Source organism: Schlesneria sp. (assembly GCF_036405755.1).
In the GTDB taxonomy this organism is placed as follows: domain Bacteria; phylum Planctomycetota; class Planctomycetia; order Planctomycetales; family Planctomycetaceae; genus Schlesneria; species Schlesneria sphaerica.
Genome location: NZ_DASWWZ010000756.1, coordinates 1 through 10447, shown reverse-complemented (window position 1 = coordinate 10447; position 10447 = coordinate 1). Strand labels below are relative to the sequence as shown.

At 56.6% G+C, this 10447-nt stretch carries 6 protein-coding genes; 4 read left to right on the top strand and 2 right to left on the bottom strand.

What is annotated here, in order from left to right:
- Positions 1-202: 202 nt before the first annotated feature.
- Positions 203-979: a PEP-CTERM sorting domain-containing protein gene (locus tag VGE80_RS24790; protein WP_373652331.1), complete on the top strand. Its 777-nt coding sequence runs from the start codon at positions 203-205 to the stop codon at positions 977-979.
- A gap of 130 nt (positions 980-1109) precedes the next feature.
- Here VGE80_RS24790 and VGE80_RS24785 read toward each other — a convergent pair whose 3' ends face one another.
- On the bottom strand, positions 1110-2162 hold the full coding sequence (locus VGE80_RS24785; RefSeq protein ID WP_440594519.1) for an NADP-dependent oxidoreductase: 1053 nt from the start codon (positions 2160-2162) through the stop codon (positions 1110-1112).
- 460 nt (positions 2163-2622) lie between these two features.
- Between VGE80_RS24785 and VGE80_RS24780 the strand changes: the two genes are divergently transcribed.
- Positions 2623-4686: a metal-sulfur cluster assembly factor gene (locus VGE80_RS24780; RefSeq protein WP_440594518.1), complete on the top strand. Its 2064-nt coding sequence runs from the start codon at positions 2623-2625 to the stop codon at positions 4684-4686.
- 249 nt (positions 4687-4935) lie between these two features.
- Here the strand turns inward: VGE80_RS24780 and VGE80_RS24775 are convergent, their stop codons facing one another.
- Positions 4936-5505: a DUF447 domain-containing protein gene (locus VGE80_RS24775; RefSeq protein ID WP_440594517.1), complete on the bottom strand. Its 570-nt coding sequence runs from the start codon at positions 5503-5505 to the stop codon at positions 4936-4938.
- 268 nt (positions 5506-5773) lie between these two features.
- Between VGE80_RS24775 and carB the strand changes: the two genes are divergently transcribed.
- Positions 5774-9031 carry a carbamoyl-phosphate synthase large subunit gene (carB, locus tag VGE80_RS24770; protein ID WP_440594516.1) on the top strand — a complete coding sequence of 1086 codons (3258 nt, stop codon included), beginning with the start codon at positions 5774-5776 and terminating at the stop codon, positions 9029-9031.
- Between the two features lie 277 nt (positions 9032-9308).
- Positions 9309-10447 (top strand): ATP-dependent helicase (locus VGE80_RS24765; protein ID WP_440594515.1); only part of this gene is annotated, 1139 nt, incomplete at its 3' end.

The following is a 10447-nucleotide window of genomic DNA, read 5'->3' as shown; positions in this document are numbered from 1 at the left end:
TGAACCACCCACATCCCTCGGGAACCAAGCAAGTCACGATCTGAATCGTCCCCATCATGCGGGAACCGGGGCCGGTGCGCTTAACAGTTACGACGAAATTGTAGAATATCAAGATAGTTGTTGAGCTGGATTTTAGGAATTCGTATGGTGATTCTCGAATCGTGTTACGCCCCGATCGGTTTTTACTTTGAAAGGCAAATTCATGAAGCTTTGGGCCAAGCAACTCATTCGATGTAGCCTGTTCGCAGCGATCGCATGTTTCGTACCTGTTCAAAGTTCGTTACGCGCGAGTCCCATCTACCTTTCGTCTGACGTGACAATTTCGTTCGACCCGGATTCCGCCGTGATCGGCGACGAGTTCACGGTTAATGGGAGTGGAGTGGGGGGCATCACCCTCAACGAAAGTCTTACGAAAGGGGGAGGAACCACTTACGGCTATGGTTTTGTTAATACCGTAACCTACCCCAGCCTCATCGGATTTTTTATCGGCAACGGCACAGGAGTCACCCGTGTCGATCCTCCAGATGCATTCCTCGGAACCTCGTCACTTGAGATCAATCTGCACGGCCTCTGGAGGAATGAAGGAGCTCCCTGGGGACCGCCAGTAATCGATTTTGCCCACTTCGGCGTGAGGAGCAACAATGAAGATGCTGTCGACGTCGGCCGATTTGTCTTATCCGTGGACTGGCACAACGGTAACACCTACCAGGTCGATAAATCGTTTACTCAGGTGGGCGAAGCGTTTGAGGCATTCAATTACTTGGCACTTCATAACCCGTCACCCGTTCCGGTGGGAACCGAACTGGAACTGACAGCTTTTATAGGCTTATATTTCACCGGAAACAGCCTGGGTGGAACAACGTTATCCCCTTCCGGAACAGCCGTTCCCGAGCCATCGACATTCGCATTGGCAGGACTGGGAGTCGTGAGCGTTCTCGTCACTTCCCTGCGGAAAAAAACGTCCCCTGCAGCTACATAATCGACACCGCTGAGCGTGTCTAACCGAACTGCTCTTAGTCTGCATAGCCTCTTGGACAGGGTGCAGCGGCATATTCAGCATGGGCTGGACATGCCGCTGCACCCTGTATCGCTGCTAATTCGCCAATCGTTCATGACTTCGAGTGATTTGAAGGCATTGGATCATCGCTCACCTGAATGACTTTCTTCCCGAAGTTAGCCCCTTTCAGAAGACCGATCAGCTCCCCGGGCGCGTTCTTAAGTCCCTGAGTGATATCTTCCTTGAACTTGATCTTCCCCTGCTTGATCCACTGGCTCATGTCGCTATGGAACTGGGGGAACTGCGAAGCGAAGTCCCAGACGATAAAGCCCTGAAAGGTGAGGCGCTGGACGAGAATCTGCTGCATCAGCAGTGGCAGGCGATCAGGACCGGGGGGCAAACCGGTCGCGTTGTAGTGAGCGATCAGCCCGCAAACCGGGATACGGGCAAAGTCATTGAGTAGCGGGAAGACGGCATTGAAGACGTGACCACCGACATTCTCGAAATAGATGTCGATCCCCTTGGGGCAGGCGGCCTCCAGACGCTCGGCCAAATCCCCCTCATGATGGTTCAGGCATTCATCGAATCCGAGTTCCTCGCGCACGAATCGGCATTTCTTTTTTCCACCGGCGATACCGACAACGCGACAACCCCGTATCCCGGCAATCTGGCCGACCAGCGACCCGACCGCGCCCGATGCTGCCGCGACGACCAGTGTTTCGCCCGACTTGGGTTTTCCAATGTTGTGCAGCCCTGCATACGCCGTGAACCCGGGCATCCCCAGCACGCTCAGCGCGTAGGAAAGAGGACCGGCGGCTGGATCGATCCGGCGAACATTTTCTCCCCCCGAAAGTGCGTATTCCTGCCAGCCCTGTCCGGGATTGAAGACAAAGTCCCCGGGTTTGTAGTCGGGCAGGTTTGACGCAACGACCTGCGTCACCGCACTTCCTTCCATGACATCGCCAATCTGGACGGGTGCCGCGTACGACTTCCCCTCACTCATCCGTCCGCGCATATACGGATCGAGTGAAAGGTAGATTGCACGTAACAGCATTTTGCCCGCACCAGGCTCGGGAATGTCGCTCTCCACCAGTTTGAAGTTCTCGGGAACAGGCTCACCATGCGGGCGCGAGACAAGCAGGATCTGCTGGTTGTTTTCGGACATTGCAGTACCTCGATTCCATCAGGAGGTCAGAACACGTTGCGAGATGCGGGACGATGACAGGAAGTTTCATGCCAGAGCAGGCCGAATTGCAACGATTATTTTACAGGGTCGCTCGGCCTTTGGGAGAGTACGATCAACTTACGACGACGATCTTCACGGCGGCGATCTGCTCTGTGCAGGCGATTCGCCATTGCCCTGATACCACGCACTAATCAAGCTCCCCGTGACAACGGCGGCCCGGAAGACAAGCTCCTTTATGAGAAGCTGCCGTGGGACAGAACCAGACGATTCAACGAAGCGGAATCGAGCTGATATTCCCTCGATCGCGCACGTCGTAAAAAACGGCGACCGACAATTTCAGCACGAACCAGATCGTCGTCAGCAGAGCGAATGACGACGTTACCGGAACGAGTGTCTGGAGTACGAAATTGTGTCCTTCGCAACGCTGAACAGAAGGAACGTGTTTGCTCCTGCAGGGAGATTCGAATTCGATCTCCCTTCGGGATCGCGAACAACCGCTCGTTCAGGCTGGGATGTCGCGACCGATGGCTGTATTCTTCCCGCATCAACGAACTTTGATTCCTCAACCGAGACTTCCCTGATGATGTTTGGACGCTCCCGCGCGATTCACTGCCTGATGCTGATCGGCGCAGTCACCTTTTGCGAGTCTTCAGAACGGGTGCTGGTCTGGGGCCAGACAGCGTCCCCTGGTTCCGCGCCACTGCGCGCGGCAGACCGGACAGACTCGTTCGAAACCAAGTTGAAGCTGCTGGAAGAGGCGTGGGCTCGCAAGGACTTTGACCTGGCTCGATCACTGACGCATTCACTCCGGGACACCGTCCTTCAGACACAGATCGAGACCGAACCGGCCCCTGATTCACTGGTCGAAGCAGGACAGTTTCACCTGGTCGAATCGCTGGGGAACGCGGCAGCCAAGTGGGCTCAGGGCTGGAAGTACTACAAACAGATTTCCGTCGAAGAGCGGGCTCATGAGCCCCGTACGGGCGAACCGATTGAGATTGCCTTGAGCTTTCCCCAGGACCAGGTGACATCACTCGCGCGTGAAATCCGACTTGCCCGCATTGACGGTGACCAACTGGTCGAGGTCCCATGCCAGGTCCACAGTGAACTGCGTCGAGGCGACATTCGAAGCTGTCGCATTCTCTGGCTGATGGACAGTAAACCCCGGGAAACGCAGCGATTCCTTGTCCTGTACGGGAACCCCAATGCCGAGTTACCCGGGTACCCGTCGGAGATGTCCGTCGAAGGCGAAGGTTATGGGTTGGATATTTCCAACTCGTTTTACAAAGCGTCACTCTCACGCCAGACGGGGCAACTTGAAAGGTTAACACTGCGACGCGAACATGGCCTGGAACTTTTTTCGGGAGGTCAGGGACACGGTGAGCCGCCGGGCATCGACTGGGCTCATGACTATGTCGACAAAGGCTTTTTCCAGAAGCTCCGGATCTCGCTCTGGGAATCCTGTCCTGACTACGAAGTGATTCGGGGCCCGCTGTGCACCATCATCCGCCGCTGGGGATTTCCGCACTCACCTGTTCACCCGATCTATTCCCCCAGTCGCCTGAATATCCACGTTGAGTATCGGTTCTATGCCGGCCTGCCCTGGTTCGAGAAACGGGGATCAATGAAAGCCGTACAGACGTTCGAAGTAGAGGCACTGCGGGACGATGAGTGGGTCTTTTCGGGCCAGTCATTCACTGACACCCTGTGGATGGGACGTAACGGCAAGCTGCTCACGGGGAGTGTTCCCGCGGATCAGCACGAGGACTTGTGGGGAGTTGGCTTTTACCACAAAGAAAGTAAAGATTCGTTCGTCGCTCTCTTCTTGGAGCATCATGCGGAGGGGTTGCCGGAACTGAAGCACACGGGAACCCCTCAAATGTTCTATCGCTGGCACGGACCAGTCTGGAGCCGCTACCCGCTGCCGGTGAAAGTGGTCCCCGCCGGGGCGGTCCTCAAACAGAAAAACGCCTACGTCTCGATCCCGTTCTCAGAACCGGAAGGAGCCGCCACGATCGAGCAACTCCGTCGCTCCCTGCTCGCCCCGCTGGTCCCCGCAGCAGTGAACTCGCCAGTCAATTGGAAATCCCAGCCTGAGGCCGACAGCGACGTGGCCAATCCCTTCAATCGACTGGCTCGCCCCGGGGAAGGGAATGAGGGAACCGTCATGAAACAACGAATCTGGGACGCCCTGCGCGACTGCAAGGACGCTCAGCTGTATAAAGCCGACATCAATGTTGTCGATCTGGGACTTGTTTACGACGTGCGACTTCGGGGTGATGTGGTCACTGTCATCATGGCCATGCCGCATCGCGGCCGACCGATGCTGGGCTACTTCATCGATGGCTCTATCTCGGTACATCCAACATTCTCACTTCCCGTGCGTGAGCGGTTGATGAAAGTCCCCGGCGTTCGGCAGGTCGTCGTCGAGCAGACCTGGGACCCGGGCTGGAGTTCAAATCGCCTGACCGATGTCGGCCGTGCCAAGCTCGGCCTGGACTAGGTCGCGCTGACAGCAAGACCGGCCGTCGTGAGAGCGGGCCTCGTCTCGACAGGTTAGCGATACGACAGAGTGGCGGGCTAACCCCTGCGTCGCCGCGGGTGCCAGGAAATCTCTCCCTTTTACGAGAGCTGTCTCCGCAGTCCGGCCTACCGTGTGTGTGCGTGTGTCTGGGTGTACGCGTCCGTGGAAAATCACCGTTTCACAACGCGAGACACGGACCGCAGCACGCCGGGGTGAGGCTAGGAATTCTTATGGCTTGGAATACCACTCGTCGACGTACTGCTGGACCAGTTCAAATGCGGACTGCTCACGGGGGCCTGCCGTTTTTTGCACGGGACTTTGCAACGCGGCCAGTTGGCTGCGGACATCCGCTTCGGGAATCAGATGCAGCCGTGTGGCCAGGATCGTGGCCTCCAGGACCGCGTGTTTAGCGCGATTGAAACCGAACATGTCGCGCAGTCGCCCCTGGTAAACGACGCGGACCGAAAAAGACGTCCGTTCCGATTTGTCATCGAAATCAACCACTTCAAATTCGTACCAGCGACAGCAATCGGCAAGCACGCGACCAGGAATCTGGTGCGCGGCAAAGGTCGTTGGAGTCCCCTGCATTCGATTCAATGCCGCTTCGGCGATTAACAGCACGTCATCGACAATGTGAAAGACACCACAGGGACGTGCTTTCAGATTCTGATACGTTGTTGAGGTCTGAAACGGCCTGAAAACGAATGATTCCAGCTGCTCGTCGACCAGCGGCCCCATGGGTGCGACGTTGACTTCGCCCGATTCGCTGAGCGTGGTCACGATTCCTTCGACAATCATAAAGGTTCCGTAAGAAACTGACAGCAGTGGTTGACGTTCACCTCTAGAGTCTACCGGCTGGCGGTGAATCTTTCTCATTAGACGGGTGGAAACCACGTCATGACCCAAAAATTGAAATTTGTTGGACCAACTCTTCCCGCGTTCCTTGAATCTCTCGGATCGTTTGTTAGTCTCGGGTGGTTTCGCGCGATTCAGCCTTGGAGTGGAGTGGTCAAGGACTGAGTCGCCCCGCCTACCTCGCCTCACGCTCCCATCAAGGTCCGCCGCCGTGCCTCGTCGCGACGACATTCGCAAAATTCTGATTATCGGTTCTGGTCCAATTGTCATTGGACAAGCTTGCGAGTTTGATTACTCCGGGACTCAAGCCTGCAAGGCCCTCCGCGAAGAGGGCTACACCGTCGTTCTGGTCAATTCGAACCCTGCGACCATCATGACCGACCCGGAGATGGCGGATCGCACGTATATCGAACCGATCACCTGGGAATATGTCGCCAAAATTATCGAGACCGAGCGTCCTGATGCGCTGCTGCCCACACTTGGTGGACAAACAGGGCTGAATACCGCGATGGACCTCGTCCGTCATGGCGTGCTCGAAAAATTCGGCGTCGAAATGCTCGGGGCTCGTGTCGACGTCATCAAGAAGGCGGAAGAACGCGATACCTTCAAACAGGCGATGCTGAAAATCGGGCTGGATGTCTGTCACAGCCGCATCGTCCACAATATGGAAGAAGCGCGTCAAGCCCTGGAGGACATTGGCCTGCCCATGATCATCCGGGCCAGCTTCACACTGGGTGGGGTCGGCGGCGGTATCGCCTACAACCGAGATGAATTTGAAGAGAAAGTCCGCAAAGGGCTGGAACTCTCTCCCATCAATGAAGTCTTGCTCGACGAGAGCATCATTGGCTGGAAAGAGTACGAGATGGAGGTGATGCGCGATCACGCCGACAACGTCGTGATTATCTGTGCAATCGAAAACTTCGACCCCATGGGCGTACATACGGGCGACTCCATCACGGTCGCCCCCGCTCAGACACTCACCGACAAAGAGTATCAGCGGATGCGCGATGCCACGATCGCCGTCATGCGTGAGATCGGCGTCACGACCGGCGGTTCGAACGTCCAGTTCGCGATCAATCCCCAAACAGGCCGGATGGTCGTCATCGAAATGAATCCCCGTGTCAGTCGGTCGAGTGCCCTGGCATCGAAAGCGACCGGGTTCCCCATCGCCAAGATTGCAGCCAAGCTGGCCGTCGGATATCGGCTGGACGAGATTCAAAACGATATCACCCGCGAAACACTCGCCTGTTTCGAACCGACCATCGACTACGTCGTCACAAAGATTCCTCGCTGGACCTTCGAAAAATTCCCCGACGCCAATGCTGAACTAAGCGTTCAGATGAAATCCGTCGGCGAAACCATGGCCATCGGTCGCACGTTTCAAGAGTCGCTGCAGAAGGCGCTGCGGGGACTCGAAATCGGCCAGTTTGGTCTGGGTGGCGGGAAGAAGGACCTGTGGGGGACACCCAAGCAGCCGACAATGGATGTGATCGAGAGCATGCTCGCTAAGCCCAACGAGCATCGCATGTTCTACATCCGCTACGCCTTCAAGGCAGGTATGACCGTTGAGCAGGTTCATGAGCTGACCTATATCGATCCCTGGTTCCTCGATCAGATCTACAACCTCACTCAGGTTGAAAATGAGATCCGTCAGGTTGAATCGCTCGAGAACGTCTCGAAAGAGTTGATGCGACGAGCGAAACGGCACGGCTTCTCTGATCAGCAACTCGCGTTCTGGTGGGATTCCACCGAGGCCGACGTCAGAGCGGCCCGAAAAGAAATGGGGATCATTGCAACCTTCAAGCAAGTGGACACCTGTGCCGCTGAGTTTGAAGCTTACACCCCTTACTACTACTCAACGTACGAAACCGAAGACGAAACCCCTGCGAAGGGTGACAAGAAGCGAATCATCATCCTCGGCGGTGGTCCAAACCGGATCGGGCAGGGGATCGAATTCGACTACTGCTGCTGTCAGGCCTCGTTTGCACTGCGCGAACTGGGCATCGAGAGCATCATGGTGAATTCGAATCCGGAAACCGTGTCGACCGACTACGACACGTCGGATCTGCTCTTCTTCGAACCGCTGACCACAGAAGACGTCCTCAATATCTGTGACCGGATGCAGCCTGATGGGGTCATCGTTCAGTTCGGCGGTCAGACACCGCTGAACCTCGCTCGTGGACTCGAGGCCGCAGGCGTCAAGATCATCGGAACCAGTCCCGACATGATCGACGCCGCAGAAGACCGCAAGCGGTTTCAGGGAATCCTGCAGAAGATCGGACTTCGTCAGCCCCCCAACGGCACCGCGTTCGACGCAGCGGGGGCACGAATTATCGCGAACGAGATCGGTTATCCTGTCCTGATCCGCCCCAGCTTCGTGCTGGGAGGCCGCGCGATGGAAATCTGTTACGACGAAGAATCGGTCACGAAATACATGAACGAGGCGGTGAATGTCGCCCCGGACCGTCCTGTGCTGATCGACCTCTTCCTCGAAGATGCCGTCGAAGTCGATGTCGACGCCATCTCTGACGGAACCACCACACTCGTCGGCGGTGTAATGGAGCACATCGAAGAAGCGGGTGTTCATTCCGGGGATTCGGCCAGCGTTCTGCCGCCGTACTCGCTGTCTGAATCGGTCATTGAAGAGATCAAGCAGGCGACCTACGCACTGGCGAAAGCCCTTGAAGTGCGCGGCCTCATGAATATCCAATTCGCCGTCAAACGGTCGGGTGACGAGAATTCTCCTGAATTCCTGGTCTATATCCTCGAAGTCAATCCTCGAGCCAGCCGTACCTCGCCATTCGTCTCTAAAGCGACGAATGTTTCTCTGGCCCGCATCGCGGCCAAGATCATGGCAGGTGTCTCGCTGGCAGAGCAGGGGATCACCACCGAAGTTGTTCCCAAGCATACCGCGGTCAAAGAAAGCGTCTTCCCGTTCAATCGCTTCCTGGGTGTCGACATCATTCTCGGCCCGGAAATGAAGTCAACGGGAGAAGTGATGGGGATCGCCGATACCTTCCCGATCGCTTTCGCGAAAAGTCAGATCGCCGCCGGAAATCGACTCCCTCAGTCAGGAACGGTCTTCATCAGTCTTGCGGGACGTCACAAGCACGCGATTATTCCTCAGGTTCGCCGCCTGCAGGAACTCGGTTTCAAAATCATGTGCACCAGTGGAACCGCTCGGGTCTTCCGCGAATATGGTCTGGAAGTCGAGACTGTCAAGAAGCTTCAGGAAGGCCGTCCTAACCTGCTCGACCACATGGCCAACAAGCAGATCTGCCTGATCTTCAACACCCCCAGCGGAAAGGGAGCCCGCACCGACGAAGGACGAATTCGTGCCGCCTCCGTCGTCAATGGGATCCCCTGCGTCACCACACTGCCGGGTTGCACGGCGGTGGTCCAGGCGCTGGAAGCGCTCCGAACGCGTCCCGCACCAGAAGTGAAATCAATCCAGGACTGGGCGAAGTAATCGTGAATGAACATGCGTTGCTCTCACAGGGCGACGCATGTTCGTTGCGGTGATCGCGACGTGCTATAATTTTCAGACCGATCTGGTTGCCCTGCTCAGTCCGTTCTGTTTCGACGAGAGACGGGGGGCAGCTGACCTGGTCGCTCGGGTCGCATTACTCCCTGGCCGGCGTCTGCGATGGGAGATGCTGCCTTGAAGAAGAGCGGGCCGCAGTCCGATGCCGGTTTGCAGTCCGTTCGGCATCACCCGATTCGTTTCGCAAGGGAGTGTCTGAAGCGTGAGTTCTGCAGACGATTTAACCGTATCTCAACGCCAGGCAGTCGAGCACTTCGAGGGACCGCTGCTGGTTGTCGCCGGGCCCGGTTCGGGCAAGACACGTGTGATCACCCGACGCATCGCCCGCTTGATCGAACGGGGAGTTCACCCCAGCGAAATTCTCGCGATCACGTTCACGAATAAGGCCGCCCGCGTGATGAGTGAACGGGTGCAGGCACTGCTGCCGCGCTCGTTCGTCTGGGTCAGTACGTTTCACCGCTTTTGCGCTCGACTCCTGCGGGAACATGCTGCCGTCGTTGGATTGCGATCGAACTATTCGATCTACGATGTCAGCGATCAGTTATCACTGCTGAAAGAGGTTCTCAGTGATCTCGACTTCGATGCGGCCCATTTCCCCCCCTCGAAGTTACTGGGACGCATCAGTAAGGCGAAAAACGACCTGATTTCGGCCGATGACTTCGCAGCGCGTCACGCCGGCATGGTCGGCACCCACATTGACGCCGTCGTCTCTCGAGTTTATCCCGCGTATCAGCAGCGACTGTTACAGGCTAACGCCGTCGACTTTGATGATCTGCTGCTGCACGTGTCGCGCATGCTGGTCGAAAATGAGGAACTGCGGCGGTCACTGGATGAACGCTACCGCTTTATCCTTGTCGATGAGTATCAGGACACCAATCGCGCACAATACCAGATTGTCGCTGCGCTCTCGCAGATCGAGCCAAACCTCTGTGTGACAGGGGATCCGGATCAGTCCGTCTACGGCTGGCGCGGGGCTCAGATTGAAAATATCCTTCGGTTCGAAAAAGACTTTCCGAACGTCGCTCTGGTGAATCTGGAAGAGAACTTCCGCAGCACACCGGAAATTCTCGCGACGGCCGATCAACTGATTCAGCACAACACCCGCCGCAAAGCCAAGTGCCTGATCCCCACTCGACCCAGCGGCGAACCGGTGCAACTGCGTCAATACCTGGACGGTCAGGACGAAGCGGCGTCGATCAGTGCCGAGATTCATTCCCTCGTGACATCGGGAAAACAGAACTGGTCTGACTTCGCCATCTTCTATCGCGTGAACTCACTCTCCCGTTCGCTCGAAACAGCGCTATCACGCTGGAAAATTCCGTATCAGGTGGCTGGCGGAGT

Bases quoted from the DNA above. Each gene is read 5' to 3' on its own strand.
- VGE80_RS24790 (WP_373652331.1), top strand. From the start codon at position 203: ATGAAGCTTTGGGCCAAGCAACTCATTCGATGTAGCCTGTTCGCAGCG.
- VGE80_RS24785 (WP_440594519.1), bottom strand. From the start codon at position 2,162: ATGTCCGAAAACAACCAGCAGATCCTGCTTGTCTCGCGCCCGCATGGT.
- VGE80_RS24775 (WP_440594517.1), bottom strand. From the start codon at position 5,505: ATGATTGTCGAAGGAATCGTGACCACGCTCAGCGAATCGGGCGAAGTC.